14 protein-coding genes and 1 pseudogene are annotated in these 17,613 nt (G+C 73.2%); 6 read left to right on the forward strand and 9 right to left on the reverse strand.

The features are described 5' to 3' along the window. Window positions 1–289 precede the first annotated feature (289 nt). On the forward strand, window positions 290–727 hold the full coding sequence (locus ACFYQQ_RS33810) for a cell division protein SepF (protein WP_355793185.1): 438 nt from the start codon (window positions 290–292) through the stop codon (window positions 725–727). Between the two features lie 53 nt (window positions 728–780). On the opposite strand, the gene ACFYQQ_RS33815 is transcribed toward ACFYQQ_RS33810, so the two are convergent. Both ACFYQQ_RS33815 and ACFYQQ_RS33820 read right to left on the reverse strand, forming a co-directional pair. Beyond that, window positions 781–1,971: an acyl-CoA dehydrogenase family protein gene (locus ACFYQQ_RS33815; protein WP_355793187.1), complete on the reverse strand. Its 1,191-nt coding sequence runs from the start codon at window positions 1,969–1,971 to the stop codon at window positions 781–783. 120 nt (window positions 1,972–2,091) lie between these two features. Next, entirely contained in the window at window positions 2,092–3,717 is a 1,626-nt protein-coding gene (locus tag ACFYQQ_RS33820) for an MFS transporter (protein WP_356244100.1), read from the reverse strand. A gap of 499 nt (window positions 3,718–4,216) precedes the next feature. Here ACFYQQ_RS33820 and ACFYQQ_RS33825 point away from each other — a divergent pair, with 499 nt between their 5' ends. Next, a complete protein-coding gene (locus ACFYQQ_RS33825; protein ID WP_356173365.1) occupies window positions 4,217–5,239 on the forward strand; it encodes a phosphatase PAP2 family protein in 1,023 nt (340 codons plus the stop codon). A gap of 132 nt (window positions 5,240–5,371) precedes the next feature. On the opposite strand, the gene ACFYQQ_RS33830 is transcribed toward ACFYQQ_RS33825, so the two are convergent. After that, entirely contained in the window at window positions 5,372–5,590 is a 219-nt protein-coding gene (locus tag ACFYQQ_RS33830) for an I78 family peptidase inhibitor (protein ID WP_356173362.1), read from the reverse strand. A 403-nt stretch (window positions 5,591–5,993) separates the two neighbouring features. Here ACFYQQ_RS33830 and ctaD point away from each other — a divergent pair, with 403 nt between their 5' ends. Beyond that, window positions 5,994–7,724 (forward strand): cytochrome c oxidase subunit I, encoded by a 1,731-nt coding sequence (gene ctaD / locus ACFYQQ_RS33835; RefSeq protein WP_355793465.1) that lies wholly within the window; start codon window positions 5,994–5,996, stop codon window positions 7,722–7,724. On the opposite strand, the gene ACFYQQ_RS33840 is transcribed toward ctaD, so the two are convergent. The 5 genes from ACFYQQ_RS33840 to ACFYQQ_RS33860 all read right to left on the reverse strand — a co-directional run bounded on the left by ACFYQQ_RS33840 (window position 7,633) and on the right by ACFYQQ_RS33860 (window position 12,776). Beyond that, entirely contained in the window at window positions 7,633–8,643 is a 1,011-nt protein-coding gene (locus ACFYQQ_RS33840; protein ID WP_356173357.1) for a YafY family protein, read from the reverse strand. The two genes, ctaD and ACFYQQ_RS33840, sit on opposite strands and share 92 nt — an antisense overlap. Window positions 8,644–8,718: 75 nt before the next feature. Then, a complete protein-coding gene (locus ACFYQQ_RS33845) occupies window positions 8,719–9,543 on the reverse strand; it encodes a hypothetical protein (RefSeq protein WP_355794768.1) in 825 nt (274 codons plus the stop codon). Continuing rightward, the gene (locus tag ACFYQQ_RS33850; RefSeq protein ID WP_356173355.1) at window positions 9,540–10,808 is read right to left on the reverse strand and encodes a glycosyltransferase family 4 protein; all 1,269 of its coding nucleotides are present in this window, start codon (window positions 10,806–10,808) and stop codon (window positions 9,540–9,542) included. The genes ACFYQQ_RS33845 and ACFYQQ_RS33850 overlap by 4 nt, the downstream gene beginning before the upstream one ends. Before the next feature lie 154 nt (window positions 10,809–10,962). Then, complete coding sequence (locus ACFYQQ_RS33855; protein WP_355793861.1) at window positions 10,963–12,234, reverse strand: ABC transporter substrate-binding protein; 1,272 nt, start codon at window positions 12,232–12,234, stop codon at window positions 10,963–10,965. Between the two features lie 5 nt (window positions 12,235–12,239). Further along, window positions 12,240–12,776 (reverse strand): hypothetical protein, encoded by a 537-nt coding sequence (locus tag ACFYQQ_RS33860; RefSeq protein WP_355793862.1) that lies wholly within the window; start codon window positions 12,774–12,776, stop codon window positions 12,240–12,242. Window positions 12,777–12,904: 128 nt separating this feature from the next. Between ACFYQQ_RS33860 and ACFYQQ_RS33865 the strand changes: the two genes are divergently transcribed. Genes ACFYQQ_RS33865 through ACFYQQ_RS33875 form a run of 3 tightly spaced genes read left to right on the forward strand, consistent with a single transcriptional unit; the run spans window position 12,905 to window position 16,955 of the window. Continuing rightward, on the forward strand, window positions 12,905–13,387 hold the full coding sequence (locus ACFYQQ_RS33865) for a hypothetical protein (RefSeq protein ID WP_356173350.1): 483 nt from the start codon (window positions 12,905–12,907) through the stop codon (window positions 13,385–13,387). Then, on the forward strand, window positions 13,387–16,182 hold the full coding sequence (locus tag ACFYQQ_RS33870; protein ID WP_388906427.1) for an ATP-binding cassette domain-containing protein: 2,796 nt from the start codon (window positions 13,387–13,389) through the stop codon (window positions 16,180–16,182). Before ACFYQQ_RS33865 ends, ACFYQQ_RS33870 begins: the two co-directional genes overlap by 1 nt. Further along, entirely contained in the window at window positions 16,179–16,955 is a 777-nt protein-coding gene (locus ACFYQQ_RS33875; RefSeq protein ID WP_356244113.1) for an ATP-binding cassette domain-containing protein, read from the forward strand. Before ACFYQQ_RS33870 ends, ACFYQQ_RS33875 begins: the two co-directional genes overlap by 4 nt. Before the next feature lie 52 nt (window positions 16,956–17,007). Here ACFYQQ_RS33875 and ACFYQQ_RS33880 read toward each other — a convergent pair. Next, a pseudogene (locus ACFYQQ_RS33880) lies at window positions 17,008–17,493 on the reverse strand (transglycosylase family protein); the annotation flags it as partial. Window positions 17,494–17,613 lie beyond the last annotated feature (120 nt).

Raw genomic sequence — 17,613 nt, forward strand, 5'->3', positions numbered from 1 at the left:
ACACTCCCCCGTGTCTCGTACGACGTTGAGCTGCGGCATCGTATCGACCCCTCCGTTCACCCGTACGCACCTCTCGTCACCCGTACGCCGTGAAGAATCATATTTCACTCCTAGTCAGCAGCCGTTTACATCACGACCCTTGGGAAACGCGGGCTCTCGACGGATTCGCTGTGCACCAGTACCGTCACGAAACCCCCGCGCGGCGTCTATCCACTTGGCGCGACATCCGCATCATGGACGACCATGGGGATGCGGAAAGCAAGAAAGACCGCTGTGAGAGGAGGCGTCCATGGGATCGGTGCGCAAGGCGAGTGCCTGGCTTGGCCTCGTCGACGACAACGATGACGAGCGTTACTACGACGACGACTACGCCGAAGGACAGGAGTCCGGCGATGCCTGGGTCACCGACCCGCGCGTGAAGGTCGCTTCCGAGACGGCCGAGGAGAAGGGCCGCCGGATCGGCACGGTGACCCCCGACAGCTTCCGGGACGCACGCGGCATCGGCGAGCTCTTCCGGGACGGTGTCCCGGTCATCATGAACCTCACGTCCATGGAGCCCGCCGACGCCAAGCGCGTGGTGGACTTCGCGGCCGGCCTGACCTTCGGCCTGCGCGGCACGATCGAGCGGGTCGCCAACCGTGTCTTCCTGCTGACTCCCGCCCACACGGAGATCGTCAGCGGCGAGGCCGCGGGCCGTCCGGCGGACGGCTTCTTCAACCAGAGCTGAGGCAGGGCCGCTCACCGGCCCCGCCTTCCGGTACACCGGTCACGGGGACCGTGTCACCGGAAGGCGTCGAGTCCGGTGAGCGCCTTGCCCAGCACGAGCTGGTGCATCTCGACGGTGCCCTCGTAGGTGAGCACCGACTCCAGGTTCGTGGCGTGCCGCATGACCGGGTACTCCAGCGAGATCCCGTTGGCGCCGAGGATCGTGCGCGCGGTGCGGCAGATCTCGATCGCCTCCCGGACGTTGTTCAGCTTGCCGAAGCTCACCTGCTCGGGACGCAGCCGTCCGGCGTCCATGCGCCGCCCCAGGTGATGGGCGAGCAGAATCCCCTTGTGCAGTTCGAGCGCCATGTCGGCGAGCTTGGCCTGGGTGAGCTGGAAGCCCCCGATGGGCCGTCCGAACTGCTCACGCGTCTTCGCGTAGGCGAGCGCGGACTCGAAACTGGCCCGCGCGGCGCCCATCGAGCCCCACACGATTCCGTAGCGCGCGTGCGAGAGGCAGCTGAGCGGCCCCTTCAGCCCGGTGACCTCGGGCAGTACCGCGTCGGCGGGCAGCCGTACGTCGTCCAGGACCAGCTCGCTGGTGACCGAGGCCCGCAGCGACCACTTGTGCTTGATCTCGGGTGCCGAGAAGCCGGGTGCGTCGGTGGGCACGACGAACCCGCGGATCCCGTCGTCGGTCCGCGCCCATACGACGGCGACCCCGGCGACCGACCCGTTGGTGATCCACATCTTGCGCCCGTTGAGCACCCAGTCCCCGCCGTCGCGCTTGGCGTGGGTCCGCATGCCGGCCGGGTCGGAGCCGTGGTCGGGTTCGGTGAGCCCGAAGCACCCGATGACCTCGCCCGAGGCCATCGACGGCAGCCAGCGCTGCTTCTGCTCCTCGGACCCGAAGCGGTGGATCGCGTACATCGCGAGGGAACCCTGCACGGAGACGAGCGAGCGGATACCGGAGTCCGCGGCCTCCAGCTCCAGGCAGGCGAGCCCGTACTGCACGGCGGTGGCCCCGGCGCACCCGTACCCCTGGAGGGACATCCCGAGCGCCCCGATCCCGCCGAGTTCCCGGGCCAGCTCGCGGATGCCCGGCAACTCGCCCTTCTCGTACCACTCGGCGACGTGCGGCAGCACGCGGTCCGCCGCCCAGGTCCGCACGGTGTCGCGGACCGCCAGATCCTCCGCGTCCAGCAGATCGTCGATGCCCAGCGGGTCGGCGGGGTCGAAGGACGGCGACTTCGAGGACGCGGACATGGCAGAACCTCCGGCACGCGAAAACTAGCGGTGTTAGTTACGGCTGCGGAGCCGACGTTACGAGGCAGTGTCCCGCAAGTCCAGAGCCACCCGACCCCGGGCGGCCTCCCGCAAGGCGGCCTACGCGGAGACGCGCGACTCCCGTGCGGTACGGGAATCGGCGGCCTCCCTGGGCGAGGGCACCTCGGCCGGGCCCGCGACCGGGGCCCCGCACTCCATGACCCGGGGCAGCCGCAGTGCCATGACGGCCCCGAGCAGCAGCAGCCCCGCGCTCACCAGCAGGGTCACGTGGAGCCCGTGCACGAAGGAGTTGCGCGCCGCGTGCCGCAGGGCCTCGCCCGTGGGACCGCCGAGCCGCGCCGCGACCTCGTACGCCTCGCCCAGCGAGTGGCCCGCCGCGGCGGAGTCGGCGGCCGGGACACCCGGCACGGACGAGAGCCCCGGGGTGTAGGCGGCGTTCATCACGCTGCCCAGCAGGGCGATACCGATACCGGCGCCCAGCTGGTACGAGGTCTCGCCGATCGCGGCGGCCCCGCCGGCCTGCGCGGGCGGCGCCTCGCTGAGCATGGACTCGTAGGCGCCGAAGAGCGTGGTCTCCAGGCCGAAGCCGAGCAGCACGAAGCCGAAGAGCAGCAGTCCGGGGTTGTCGTGCCCGCCCATCGCGGTGAGGGTGACCACCGCGGCCGCCGTGACGCAGAAGCCGACGCAGACCATCGTGCGCGGCCCGAACCGGCGCAGCATGTTGGCGCCGAACAGTCCCGCCGCCATCGCGGCGACGGTGAGCGGCAGCAGCCGCAGCCCGGTCTCCAGCGGAGAGAGGTCCAGCACGAGCTGGAGGTACTGGGCGGCGATCAGCTCCAGACCGACCAGCGCGAGCATGGCGAGGACGATGCAGCCGACCGAGGTGCTGAACGCGGGCCTCTTGAACATCCGCAGGTCGACCAGTGGCTGCTCGCGGCGCCGCTGCCGGCGTACGAAGGCGGCCAGCAGGACGCCGCCCACCAGCAGGGGCAGCAGCGTGACCGGGCTCAGGGGCGGCTCGCCGCCGCCGAGCCGCTTCACCCCGAAGACGACGCCGAAGAGACCGGCGGCGGCCATCAGGGCGCCGACGACGTCCCAGGGGCCGTTGCGGTCACCGGTCGACTCGGGCAGCAGCCAGCGGCCGACCGGCAGGCTGACCAGCATCAGCGGGATGTTGACCAGGAAGACGGAGCCCCACCAGAAGTGCTCCAGGAGGAAGCCGCCGAGCAGCGGCCCGACGGCCGCGCCGACGGCGGCGACCGCGCTCCAGATACCGATGGCGAGCGCCCGCTCGCGGCGGTCGGGGAAGACCTGGCGCAGGATCGACAGCGTCGCGGGCATGATCATCGCCCCGCCGACGCCGAGCAGCGCACGGGCCGCGATCAGTATCTGCGCGGTGTCCGCGAAGGCCGCGAGGGCCGAGGCGACGCCGAAGAGGGCGTAACCGAGGAGCAGGATGCGTCTGCGCCCGACGCGGTCACCCAGCGTGCCGAAGAGGATGAGCAGCGAGGCGCAGACGAGTGGGTAGACGTCGACGATCCAGAGCAGTTCGATCCCACCGGGCCTGAGGTCCTCGGTGACGGCCGGCACCGCGACGTGCAGCACGGTCGCGTCGACGGCGACGAGCAGCAGGCTGACGCACAGCACCACGAGGACGACCCAGCGGTTGGCACCGGCCCCGGTCTCCCGACGGCGACGCGCAGCGGCCGTGGTCGTCCCGGACATGTACGTACCTCCCAGATGTTCCCTCGCCTCGGCGGAAACCGCGGGGTGGGGACTCCCTGCGGCTGCGGCGCGGAAGGAGCGGCTCCCGGGCCCACGCAACGAAAGGCGAGTGAACGGTCAGCGTACGCGAGTTCCGCCGGGTGTCACGTGGTGGACCTCTCACGTTCTCGCGGGCCCGGTGTGGCGTGCGCCACGCTCCGGGGCGCCGTTCCCCGAGGTCAGCGACGCACGGTGCCGGCCCGGTCACTCCTCGGGTCGTGAGCGGGCGGGGACCCTCGGTGAGCGTCCGGCCAATTCCGCCCCGACGCGCGGTGAACGAATTCATAAGAGCCAAATAACGACGACACGGAATGATCAAAGGAATTGAAGGCCGGACCCGCGCACGAATAGCGAAACCACAGAAACAATTCGCCCGCTGAGAGCAATCCCACATCACATCGTCATCACAAAGCCGGTGTATCGGGGAGGAGCACAGCTCACTCGCTGTAACGTCGATTGAGTGCGTACCGAACGAAACCTCACCCGTCTGGAGCGGGTCTTCGCCCGGCTGGACCGTGAGCCGGAACGGCCGGCCCACATCCCCGTACCGAGGATGAGCCGGCACAGGGTCGTGCTCCTCGCCGCGACCCTGGCCTTCTACGTGGCCATCGTGTGGGCCGTCGCGATCACCTCGTGGCTGGTCCGCTTCGACTGGCAGGTCATGTTCTTCCGCCCGTACCAGCAGTGGCCGGAGATCCACGCGTTCCTCGACTACTACGTGGTGCTAGGGCAGCGCGGCCCCACCGCCGTGATGGTCTGCGCCTGGCTCGGCTGGCGCTCCTGGCGGCAGCACACCCTGCGCCCGCTGCTCACGCTGGGCGCCTCGCTGCTCCTGTTGAACATCACGGTGGGCGCCGCGAAGATCGGCATGGGCCGCCTCGGACCGCACTACGCCATCACCATCGGCTCGAACGAGATGGGGCTCGGCGGCGACATATTTCCTTCGGGACACACCGCGAACGCCGTGGTGACCTGGGGCATCCTCGCCTATCTGGCGTCGACCCCGCGGGCCAGGCGCTGGCTGTCCGCCTTGTCGGCGGTCACCTCGCTCGGCGTCGGCCTCACCACCGTCTACCTCGGTACGCACTGGCTGAGCGACGTGCTCCTGGGCTGGGCCGCGGGTCTGCTGATCCTGCTGGCGCTGCCCTGGTTCGAGCCGCTGATCGCCCGCGCCGAGGACTGGATCTTCGCGCTGCGCGACGCCTGGCGCAGCCGTCGCGGCGGCACCGCCCCAGTCCCGGCCGCCTCGCCGGTCGGCGCGCCGGTCATGGTCACGCAGCCCGCCGCCGACGAGGGCCAGACCCTCGCCCGCGAGACCGCCCCGACCCGGCCGCCCCGGGCGCCCGCCCACCTGGCCCCCGGTCCGCACACCGCGCGCTCGGAACGCACCCCGGTCACCCCGGTCGGCAGCCGCAGGCCGCCGCACTCGGACCGCGCGCCGCGCACCACCGGCACCTCGGCCCGCCCCGTCACGGGCGGCTGAGCCAAGAACCGCGGGGCCGGTACGCACACCCCTCCCCGCACGACGAAGGCCCCCGGTACCTGACGAGCCGGGGGCCTTCGTCGTGCCGCGTGCCGTGCCGGGGCCGTCCGGGCCGTGCCCGGGGCGGTGCCCTCAGCCCTTCCAGCAGCGGGTGACCGTGCCGTCGGCGACCTCGAAGTTCAGCCGCCCCACGCGGTACTCCATGGTGATGATCGAGCCCGGGGGCAGCGAGCGCACCGTGGTCCAGCCGCGCTCGCGGGCGCGGTCCTCGGCGCTGTTCGCCTCCAGTCCGACGTAGCTGTCCGGGCTGTCGTCGGGCTCTGCGGGCGGGGTCGTGGGAATGGGTGCCATGCACGCCACGTTAGGCGGCGCCTCGCGGCCGGGGAAGCCCGGATCGGCCACCATGCGTCACACGTCCCCCCACGGTCACACTTCTGTCACAGGATCACGACACGCGTTTCGGCCTAACCGCGTCACACGTTCGAGGGGTTCCGGGCACGTTCCGCGAGCCGCCGCGGGGAATTCCCGGTGGGCTACCGGAAGCCCGGAATTGGCCGCACGAAAGAGCGCGCGCCGCCGTCCCACCGCACTTTTCCCGGGCCCAATCCGGGCCCCTCACGGATACCTGCCGGGCAGGGAAATACGCGGTTCCCGGACAGAACCCCCGCACGCCCCCTGTCGGAGCACGGGCGGCGCGAGCATCATGGCGTCTGCTTCAGCGGGGCCCGGGACGCGACGAGCGAAGGGGCGGGCGATGGGCACGAGAACCGCGCGGGCGGCGGCACGACCCGTACCGGCGAGGCGGCCGGGACGGCTGGTCGTGGACTGGCTGACCACCACGGACCACAAGAAGATCGGGCACCTCTACCTGATCACGTCGTTCGCGTTCTTCCTCGTCGGAGGGGTCATGGCGCTGCTGATGCGCGCCGAACTGGCCCGGCCGGGACTCCAGGTGATGGACAACCACCAGTTCAACCAGATGTTCACGATGCACGGCACGATCATGCTGCTGCTCTTCGCGACGCCGACCTTCGCGGGCTTCGCCAACGAGATCATGCCGCTGCAGATCGGCTCGCCGGACGTCGCCTTCCCCCGGCTCAACATGCTGTCGTACTGGCTGTTCCTCTTCGGCGGCCTGATCGTCCTCAGCTCGCTGGCCGTGCCCGAGGGGCCCGCGGACTTCGGCTGGTTCGCCTACGCCCCGCTCAACGGCCTGGAACGGTCGCCGGGCATCGGCGCCGACCTGTGGATCATGGGCCTCGCGCTGGCCGGCTTCGGCACCATCCTCGGCGCGGTCAACTTCATCACGACCATCGTCGGCATGCGCGCCCCCGGCATGACGATGTTCCGCCTGCCGATCTTCACCTGGAACGTCCTCTTCACCTCGATCCTTGTCCTGTTCGCCTTCCCGGTGCTGGCGGCGGCGCTGCTGGTCCTGGAGGCGGACCGGCGCTTCGGATCGCAGGTGTTCGACGCGGGCAACGGCGGTGCGCTGCTGTGGCAGCACCTGTTCTGGTTCTTCGGGCATCCCGAGGTCTACATCATCGCGCTGCCGTTCTTCGGGATCATCACGGAGATCATCCCGGTCTTCAGCCGCAAGCCGGTCTTCGGCTATCTCACCCTGGTCGGCGCGACGATGGCGATCACCGGGCTCTCGGTGGTCGTGTGGGCGCACCACATGTTCGCGACGGGCGCGGTGCTGCTGCCGTTCTTCTCCTTCATGTCGTTCCTGATCGCGGTCCCGACGGGCGTCAAGTTCTTCAACTGGACCGGCACCATGCTCAAGGGCTCGCTGTCCTTCGAGACGCCGATGCTGTGGGCGACGGGCTTCCTGGTGTCGTTCCTCTTCGGCGGTCTGACCGGGGTGATCCTGGCCTCTCCGCCGCTCGACTTCCACGTCACCGACACGTACTTCGTCGTCGCGCACTTCCACTACGTGGTGTTCGGCACCGTGGTCTTCGCGACCTTCGCCGGATTCCACTTCTGGTGGCCCAAGTTCACCGGGAAGATGCTCGACGAACGGCTCGGGAAGATCCACTTCTGGACGCTGTTCATCGGCTTCCACACCACGTTCCTGGTGCAGCACTGGCTGGGCGCCGAGGGCATGCCGCGCCGGTACGCCGACTATCTGGCCGCCGACGGATTCACGGCGCTCAACACCGTCTCGACGATCGGTGCCTTCCTTCTCGGCACGTCCACCCTGCCGTTCCTCTACAACGTCTGGCGCACGGCGAAGCACGGCACGCCGGTCGGCGTCGACGACCCCTGGGGCTTCGGACGCTCGCTGGAGTGGGCGACCTCGTGCCCGCCCCCGAGGCACAACTTCGTGACGCTGCCCCGGATCCGCTCCGAGTCACCGGCGTTCGACCTGCACCATCCGGCGTTCTCGGCGATCACCCCGCCGCAGACCCGGTCGGGGCAGGAGGGGAGTCCGCAGCTGCGCTTCGGTCAAGAGCGTCCGTCAGACGGTCCCGGGCCGTCCTGACCGCGTCGAGGAGCTCGGGCGGTTCGAGCACCTCGAAGGCGAAGTCCATCATCAGGATGTGCACGACCATCAGCTCGATGCCGGCGGCCCCGGTGCGCAGCAGGCAGCTGTCCTCGCCCTCCGCCTCCAGCGTCCCGGCCGAGGGCGAGACGCGTTCCTGAGCCTCCTGGAGCGGCACGAGCAGCCGGACGACCGCGTGGGTGGCGTACGCGCGCGTGGAGACGCCCCGCGCGACGTGGGCGGCCAGGTCCCCGGCGGGCGGGGTGCGGGGCGTGAAGCGCGGTCCGTGCGGCGGCCTGGGCGTGATGCGGTCCACCCGGAACGTCCGCCAGTCGTCCCGGTCGACGTCCCAGGCGAACAGGTACCAGCGGCGCTCGGAGCACACCAGGCGGTGCGGCTCCACGGTGCGCCGTGTCGGGGAGCCGCCGTGGTCGAGGTACTCGAAGCGCAGCCGCTCGCAGTCCCGACAGGCGTTGGCGAGTTCGGTCAGCACGCCGGGGTCCACGGTGGACGCCTGCGGGCCCCGCAGCATCGGCACGGTGAACGCGGTCAAGGCGCCCACCCGGCGGCGCAGCCGGTGCGGCAGGACCTGTTCCAGCTTGGCGAGGGCGCGCACCGACGTCTCGCCGATGCCCTCGATGCCCTGCCCGGCGGCCTGCCGCAGTCCGACGGCCACGGCCACCGCCTCCTCGTCGTCCAGCAGCAGGGGCGGCAGCTCGGCTCCCGCGCCGAGCTGGTAGCCGCCTCCGGTGCCCGGACTGGCGTTGACCGGGTAGCCGAGTTCGCGCAGCCGGTCGACGTCGCGGCGGACGGTCCTGGGCGTGACACCGAGCCGGTCCGCCAGGTCGGCGCCGGACCACTCGCGGTGCGCCTGGAGCAGTGACAGCAGGCGCAGCAGGCGTGCCGAGGTCTCCAACATGGCGCCGAGTCTGCCAGCCCTCGCGGACAGGGACGGTCCGCGAGGCGACACCGGCGGGCCGAGGATCACCGTCGGTCAGCCGGCCGGGGTCACCGCCACGGACAGGTCGTTGTCCCGCGTGTAGTAGGGCCCGGCGCGCACCGGGCCGTGCTCCGTCTCCAGGCCGGTCCTGGGGTACGTGAAGATCCGCTTCTTGTCGGCGACGTCGTCGAGCAGCCGCGCGATCCGCACCCGGGGCCCGTCCTCCCCCGCCGGACGCAGCCACAGGTCCCAGATGCCGGGCGCCAGCGCCTCGTAGGACAGGGCGAGGGTGAACCGGGCCTGCGCCGCGTCCACTTCGGCGCGCACCACGGATCCGGCGTGCCGGTGCCGCAGCTCCGCGTACGCGTCCGGCGTGCACGAGGTGCCGTACACCCAGCCGTGCACCCTCAACTCGCTCTTCTCGATGAGCAGTTCACCGGCCTCGGCGTGCGGTGCGCGCAGCCAGCTGCGGACGGTGAGGTTGCCGTGCTTGGTCGTGTACGGGATGCGGACGGCGACGTGGCCGCGGGAGCCGCCGGGCATCCGGTCGACGAGCGAGCGCAGGTCGTTGACGCCCGGCGCGAGGCGCCGCGGTTCGCCGCCGGCAGCTCTGGCGTACGCGTCCCAGCGGCCCTCGGGCAGGGCGACGCTGCTGGGCAGCGCGGCGCGCAGCCGGCCGTCCGCCGCCGGGGTCAGCGGCAGGCTGATCTCCTCGGTGCCCTCGCGGCGGCGGAGCACCAGGAGCGCGTCGCCCGGTTCCCCCGTCTCCGTGACGTCGAAGGTCAGTCCGCCCGCGGAGTCGGCGATGCAGTCGGCGCGCGGCGGCACGGCGGTGTCCTCGCCGGATCGCCGGGGTGTGGTCCGTTCGGGCGTCCTCACGCGGCACTCCCCTTGGTCCGGGCCGGGCGTCCGGCATCCCGAACGGCATACGCACCGCTGAGCAGCGTTCCGCGCGTGCGGTGCAGCGATCCGCGCACCCGGCCGCCGAAGCCGGAGCCGCCCCGCCGCGACAGGCCGGAGAACATCGACTCGTAGCGCTCGGCGATGCGGGCCGGATCGAAGCGTTCGGAGTCCTTGAGCGCCGCGTCGGCCATCCGCAGCCGCAGCCCGTCGTCGTTGATGAGTTCCAGCAGTCCCTCGGCGACGGCCGCCGCGTTCCCGACCTCGACGAGACGGCCGTCGACACCGTTGTCGATGATCTCGCCGGGGCCGTGCGGGCAGTCCGTGGACACCACGGGCAGACCGCAGCGCATGGCCTCGACGATGGTCATGCCGAAGGACTCCAGGCTGGAGGTGACCGCGGCGATGGAGCCCTTGGCCCACTCCGGTTCGATGGGGTGGGCCGGGCCCATCAGGAACACGTGGTTGTAGAGGCCCAGTTCGTCGATCAGGGCGCGCAGCCGGTCCTTCTGCCTGCCGCCGCCGTAGATCCGCAGCCGCCAGTCCGGGCGCTGGGCGCGCACCCGGTCGAAGGCGCTGATCAGCAGGTCGTACCGCTTCACCGGCACGAGCCGGCCCGCGGCGACGACCCACTTGCCGAGGCCGTCCGCCGGCTCGACGCCGGGGGCGGGCACCGGGTTGGGCACGGCCTCGACCCGGACCCCGGGCAGCCGCATCCGGCTTCGGTAGGCGCGGGCGTCCGCCTCGGTGGTCGTGGTGAGGGCGTCGAGCCGCGGGTAGGCGGCGCGCAGTTGCCGGCGCAGTGCGGGCGAGTGGCTGTCCAGGGTGAGGTGCTCCTGCCCGACGCGCACCGGTCCGCGCCTTGTCTGGCGGGCCAGGTGGACGTTCAGACCGGGCCGGGTGCCGACCACGACGTCGGCCTCGACGCTCGTGAGGTGCTCGGCGATGCGCCGGTCGGTGAGCGCGCTGTACTGCTCGTAGCGGCCCTCGGCGCGCGGGAAGACGGCGGCCGGGCGACGCGCGGCCGGATCGTCGCCGTCGTGCCCGGCGCCGTCCGCGCGCAGGTCGACGAGGTGCCGCAGCCGGATACGCGGGTCGGGTGCGAAGACGGGCTCGTCGCGGTGGCGGAAGACGGAGACGATCTCGACGTCGTGCTGCTGCGCGAGCGTGCCGGCGAGGTTGTACGTCGTCCGGATGGTCCCTCCGATGCCGTACGCGTTGTGTATCAGGAAGGAAATATGCATGCGTCCCCGAATCCCCTGGGTTCTCCTGTCTCGTCCACCTACCGCATGGTCAGACCCATAGATCGGGTGCGGGGTTGGGCACCAACACCGTGTTGTGCCCGAACGGATGCCCTATCGGTAGGTGGATTCGGGAACCTTTGGGCGGTGTTGTGCATCAGGGGCGGTAGGACAGCTGCGGTACGTCGAAGCAGGTGCGGTTCATGTCGCCCTGGCTCACCCAGCCCTCGCCGTCCTTCCAGCGGGCCACCGAGACGCAGCTCCGGCGGCTCTTCGGGGGCTCGGTCAGCCGCTCGTAGGTGACGGGGAGCAGCAGTCCGCCGGCCGTGTACGGCGTGCCGCGGTTCATGAACCGGTCGACGCACGCGCGCGTGACGCCCGTCGGCGCGCACGACCGGGCGGCGTCGGTGAACCACCTGGCGGCGGCCCAGCCCTCCAGCTGCCACTGGGAGTGGCTGCCCAGCCCCTTGGTGGCGTCCCGGAACTCCCGTACGGCCGGGTGCCCGGTGTCCTCGTGGTTGCGGCTGGATCCGGTCGCCCACAGGGCGTTGCGGCAGCGCGGCGCGTCCTTGAAGTCCTCGGGGACGGTGGACGTCCAGTTCTGCACGTTGGTGACCTTGGCGGTCACCTCGGCGCCGACGTCGTCCATCGCCGCGCACAGCCTGCTGTTGCCGTGGGTGTCCAGGGCGTCGAAGACCAGGTCGGCGCCCTGTTTCTTCAGGTCGGCCGCAGCGGCCCGGAAGTTGGGCAGCGCGAAGTCGACCTGCTCGCCGACCACGCGGTACCCCTCGGCCTTCAGGCCCCGGACGACGAGGCGGGCGTAGGCGGCGGACGCGGCCTGGTTGTAGGAGACCACCGCGGCCGTGCGGGCGCCGTGCTCCCGCTTGAAGTAGCGGTAGACCTCGGTACCGCCGTAGAGCTTCCCGTCCCAGCCGGGACTGCCGGTGCGGGGCGCGAGGCTGCCGTAGATGCCGTACAGGTGCGGGTAGGTATCGTAGGCGGCTCCGATGGGCTGGCCGCCGATGTCGGGCACGCCCGCGCGGGAGACGCGGGAGGCTCCGGCGTAGTCCAGCGCGGTGGTGGCGACGAGCGCGACGACGTGGTCCTCGTCGACGAGCCGGTGCACGCACTCGTTGTTGCCGACCCCGCTGCCGCCGTCGTCGCACGTGCGGACCTCGACCGTGCGGCCGGCGATGCCGCCGCGCGCGTTCAGCCGGTCGAAGAACGCCTTGGCGCCGTCGCGCGGGCCGGTGAACGCGGAGCCGCCGACGGGACTGGTGGCGCTCGTGAGGATGCCCACGCGGATCGGGGCGGCGTCCCGTCCGGTGGGCGTCGGCCGGTCCTCGAAGTCGCTCTCGGGGAGGCGGCTGCCGCAGGCCGTGCCCAGCAGCAGCACCAAGCCCGCGGCGAGGGCAGTCCCGGGCCGCACGCGGGTCAGCAGCCCGGCCCCGGGGACGTGTTGCCGCTCAGCTGGACCAGTGCGCAGAGCGTCTTGACGGAGACCTTCCAGGTGCCGTCCTGCTCGACGGCCGTCCCGGAGGCGCCGGGCAGCGCGGTGGCGCCCTTCAGGGTGAGCGCGTACGTCACGTCCGCCCCGGTCGCGGAGGTGAACTCGACCTTCTCGACCTTCGCCTCGACCTGCTCGCCCCGCTCGTCCCCGTCGAAGCCCTTGAGTACCCCGGTCATCTCGTCGCCGTTCTCCAGGACGGCCCGCTTGTCGGCGGTGGGGACGGCGGGGTCGAAGAACTTCCGCCAGTTCCGCCTGATCTCCTTCTCCGCCGCCGCCGTGTCGGACGGCGCCGTCGCGCCGGACTCCGTGCCGGTCGGCCGCTCGACGGAGGGCGTGGGGACGGTCGTGTCCCGGCCCCCGCTGTCGTCGCCGCACGCCGTGAGGGACGCGGCCAGCGCGAGCGCCACGGCCGCCGTCACCCCCCGCACACCGCTCCGCCTGGCATCGCTCCCGAGAACCATCTGGCTCACCACCGGGTGTCGGTCCGGACCGTGTGCGCCCGGAGCTTTCGGGGTCGGCTTCCAGAAGGCATAGTGCAAGCCATCGGCCGACATGGACAGACACATGACGTGACGACGTGGGAGCCCGGATGCGGACTGCTCGACTGCGGACTGCGCACCCCGTCCCGTGGGCCGGGTGGGCCGCACTCGCCGTCGGGGCGGTGCTGTGCGTCATCGGCTGGTACGGCGTCTCGGGCGAGCGGTTCGCGGAGCGGCAACTGCCGTACCTGGCCTCGTGCACGGTGCCCGGGGCCGCCCTGATCGTCGCGGGCGCGGTGCTGCTCGCCCACGCCGGGAACGCGCGGGCGGCGGCGCGGATCGAGGAGCTGTACGGCCTGCTGGTGGCGGACGGGCCGGCCGGTGCGGACGGGTCCGGGCAGGCCGGGGCCGCGCCTCTCGCCACGAGCGGCGAGCTGCTGACGCTGCCCGGCGGGACGCTGTGGCACCGCGCGGACTGTCCGCTGGTGGCCGGGAAGCGCGAGGCGGTGCCGGCGGACGCGCGGGACCTGGCGGGCGGCGGGCTCGGCCCCTGCCCGGTCTGCGAACCTCCCCCGGCCGCCCGGACCGACTGATGGCGTCCCTGACGTACGACCTGACCCTGGCCGGGCTCTCGGTCGGCGGCGCCGCCGCCCTGACCGGCATCGGACTGATCGTCACCCACCGCGCGACCGGGGTGCTGAACTTCGCGCACGGCGCGATCGCGATGGTCTGCGCGTACCTGCTGCGCCAGTTCACGGTCGAGTGGCACTGGCCCCTCGCCGTCTCGGCGGCGGTCACCCTGCTGGTCGTGGCGCCCGGTATCGGCGTGGTCCTGGAGCGGTTCGTCTTCCGGCCCCTGGCCGTGCTCGGCACCGACCCCGCCCGCACGCTCGTCGCCTCCCTCGGTGTCTTCGTGCTGCTGGTCGGCGGGGCCGCGCTGGTCTGGGGCACCGGAGCGCGCTCCGACGCGCCGGCGCCGGTGCCCGCCGACCCCTGGGGGCAGCTGGCCGCGGCGCTGGTGCTGGCCGCGGCCGTCACGGGGGTCACCCGCTCCACCCGCTTCGGCCGCGAGCTGCGGGCCGTCGTCGACGACCGCCGACTGGCCGCTTTGTGGGGCGTCGACGCCGACCGGGTGGCCGCGGCGGGCTGGGCGTTCGGCTCGTTCACGGCGGGGCTGACGGGCGTGCTGCTCGCGCCGTACGTGCGTCTCGACCCGTACGGCATGCCGCTCCTCGTCATGGAGGTGATGGCGGTCGCGGTGGCCGCCCGGATGCGCAGTCTGCCCGTGGCCGTCGTGGTGGCCCTCGGTGTCGGGGTGGCGCAGAGCCAGCTGACCCGGCTGCACCCGCCGGGAGGGGCCGAGCCGCTGCTCCAGGCGGTGGGCGCCAACCTCTTCGTGGTCGCCCTGCTGGTCGCCGCCCTCGTCCTGCCCGGCATCGGGGGCCGTACCGCCCTCCCCCGCACCGCCTCGGCACGCGTCCCGGTCCCGGCCGGCGCCCGGATCGTGGCGGTGGTCCTCTTCCTGCTCCCCCTCGGCTTCGCCGGTTCCGACCTGCACACGTCCGTCCAGGTCCCGGCCCTCGGGGTGGTGCTGCTCTCCCTGGTCGTCGTGACGGGCCGCGGCGGCCAGATCTCGCTCGGGCAGGCCGCGTACGCGGGTCTGGGTGCCCTGTTCACGGCGCTGCTCGCGGCGGGCCGCTTCCCCGGCGTGCCTGACCTGCCGGAACTCGCCGCGCTGGCCGTCGCCGTCGTCCTGGTGGCACCGCTGGGCCTGCTCACCGGCCGGCCGGCGATCAGCCGTCACGGTCTGGCCCTGGCGCTCGCGACCTTCGCGGTCGGGGTCGGCGTGAGCCGCTTCGTCTTCACCCAGCCGTACGCGACGTCGGGGCTGACGCTCGGCCGTCCGGCGGGCTTCGACGGCGACCGCGCGTACTACGTCCTCGAACTCGCCCTGCTGGCAGGCGCGTTATGGGCGGTCGGCGCCCTGCGCCGCGGCCGTACCGGCCGCGCCCTGGCGGCCATGCGCGACCACGAGTGGGGTGCCTCGGCCGCCGGAGTGCCCGTCCCGGCGCTGAAGCTGGCGGCGTTCGTCGCGGGCGCCGCGCTCGCCGCGCTCGGCGGCGGCATGCTCGGCGTGGGGCTGCGCGCCTTCGACCCCGCCGCCTACGACCCCGTCCGCGGCCTCCTCTGGTTCGCCGCGGTGGTCGTCCTCGGCGCCGACAGCGTGCTCGGCGCCCTCCTCGCGGCGGCACTGCTGGTGGGCCTCGACGCCGGCGCCCGGGGCGGGGTCGCCGCCGCCGTGATCGGCGTCCTCGCCGTCCTGGCGGGCCGTTTCCCCGACGGCCCGTACGAGGCCCTGCGGAGGGCGGCGGCCCGTGCGGGTCCTCCACGGCGGCCGGTGCTGACGGAGCGGGGGGAGCGGCTGCGCGAGCGGCTGCGGGCGGCGGGCGCACGGGCACCGGCACCGCCGCGGGGGCCCGTCCCGGCCGGTGCGGCGGGCAGGCCGGCCGCCGTTCGTGCGGTAACGCCCCCCGCCCCGTCCCACGCCGGGGGTTCGCCCGCGCCACCCCCCGCACGGAAGGGCACGCCGACATCGGACGCCGGGCGCCCGGCCCCGTCCGTGCCGGTGTCCGCCGGCCCCCGGACCGACACCCCCCGGGGATCCGGCGGTTCGCGCCCGGCACCTCCCCGCGGGGATTCGGCCCGCGTGCTCCGTGCCCGTCGTCTGCTCGTGCGCTACGGCGGCTTCACCGCTCTGGAGGGCGTGGACCTGGAGGTGCGGCCCGGGCGCGTCACGGCGGTCGTCGGGCCCAACGGCGCCGGCAAAAGCGCCCTGTTCCACTGTCTGGCCGGGACCATGCGGCCGGACGCGGGAGCCGTGTCGTACGGCGCGCGCGACCTCACGCGGCTCGCGGCGCACGCCCGTACCCGGCTCGGCATCGCGCGCACCTTCCAGCAGCTCTCCGTCTTCCCGTCGCTGACCGTCGCCGACAACGTGCGGGTCGGCGCCGAGCTGGGCCGGGCCGGCGGTCCGGGCTCCGTGGAGCGGGCGTTGCGGCTGCTCGGGCTCGACGGGCCGGTGCGGGACCTGCCCGCGGCGGACCTGCCGACGGGGACCCTGCGCCGGGTCGAGCTGGCCCGGGCCCTGGCGGGGAGCCCGCGCGTCCTGCTGCTGGACGAGCCCGCCGCCGGGCTCGACAGCGCCGAAGTGGCCGCGCTGGCCCGCGTCCTGCGGGCCCTCGCGGCGGACGGCACCGCCCTGCTGGTCGTCGAGCACGACCTCGACCTGGTCGCCGAGCTCGCGCACACCGTCCACGTCATGGCCGCCGGACGGATCGTCACCTCCGGCCCCGCCGGGCGTGTGCTGCACACGGCGGGTGAGGCGTGAGCATCGCCCTGCGCCACGCGCGCGTGCGCTACGGCCCCCTGGAGGCCCTGCACGGCGTCAGCCTCGTCGCGCCGTCCCCCGGCCTCACCGTGCTGCTCGGCCGCAACGGCTCCGGTCGTACGACGGCGCTGCGCGCGCTCGCCGGGGTGGTCCCGCTGTCCGGGGGCGCCGTCGTGTGGGACGGCGCCGACGTGACCCGGCTGCCGGCGTACGAGCGGGCCCGGCGCGGGCTGTGCCTGGTCCCGGAACGGGGGGCGGTCTTCGGCTCGCTCACCGTCCGCGAGCACCTCCGGCTGGCGGCGTCCGGGCGGCCGTTCGAGGCCGCGCTCGCCGCCTACCCGCGGCTCGAACCGCTGCTCCCCCGCCGCGCGGGCACCCTCTCGGGCGGCGAGCAGCGGATGCTGGCGCTCTCCCGCGTCCTGCTGGCACACGCGCGCGTGGTCCTCGTCGACGAGCCCGCGCAGGGCATGTCCCCGGCGGTCGCGGCGCGCACGTACGCGCTGCTGGTCGGTCTCGACGCGTGTGTGGTCGTCGCCGAGCAGCGGCTGCCCCCGGAGCTGAGCGGGGCGGGGGCCCGGCCGGCGGTCGTGCACGAACTGCGGCGCGGGACGGTCGTGTTCAGCGGGGAGGCGGCAGAAGTGACAGCGCGGACAGATCGGGCGGCAGCGGATCCGAGGCGGGCGCCTGGGACGCGGGAGCATCCGGGGGCGGCAGCGGGGGACCGAACAGAACGCGGTCCGAACCCCGGGCGTGGCCGGCCCCCTTCGGGATGAGCAGCATCGTGCCGGGGTTCAGCGGGCCCGGACGCGGCCCGAGCATCTGCTTGTTGGCCTTCTTCAGCGCCTTGCGCCCGCCCTTGACACCGTACTTGCGGGCGATCGACGTCAGCGTCTCGCCGGGCTTGACCACGTGCACCCGGCCGGCGAGCCCGTACTTCCTCGAGCAGTGGGGCCAGGCACCCCAGCCCTGGACGGCCAGCACCTGGGCGGCGACCTTGATCTGCTCCTCGCGGGTGGCCAGGTCGGCGCGCGGGGCGTAGGCGAGGCCGCCGAACTCCTTCCAGGTGGACTGCCCGAACTGCAGCCCTCCGTAGTAGCCGTTCCCGGTGTTGGCGTGCCACCGGCCGCTGCTCTCGCACTCGGCGAGACAGCCCCAGGGCCAGTCCCGTGCCGCGCAGTCGTACGGCGCGGACACCTCCTGGGGACCGGGGAGCGGCGCGGGTGCGGCGGTCGCCCGCGCCGGGACGAGTACGGCCAGGGCGGCGGCGGCCACGGCCGCGTACCGGATGCGCTTGATCGACACGGCGAGCATCGCGCCACGCTAGGCGGCGGGCCCACGCCGGGCCGGGCACCGCGCCCGGGGCGGCGCGCGGGCCCACCCGGTCGGAGGACCGGGCGCGGCCCGCGTCCCCGGTGGGACGCGGGCCGCGCT

This window comes from Streptomyces sp. NPDC005496 (assembly GCF_042872045.1).
In the GTDB taxonomy this organism is placed as follows: Bacteria; Actinomycetota; Actinomycetes; order Streptomycetales; family Streptomycetaceae; genus Streptomyces.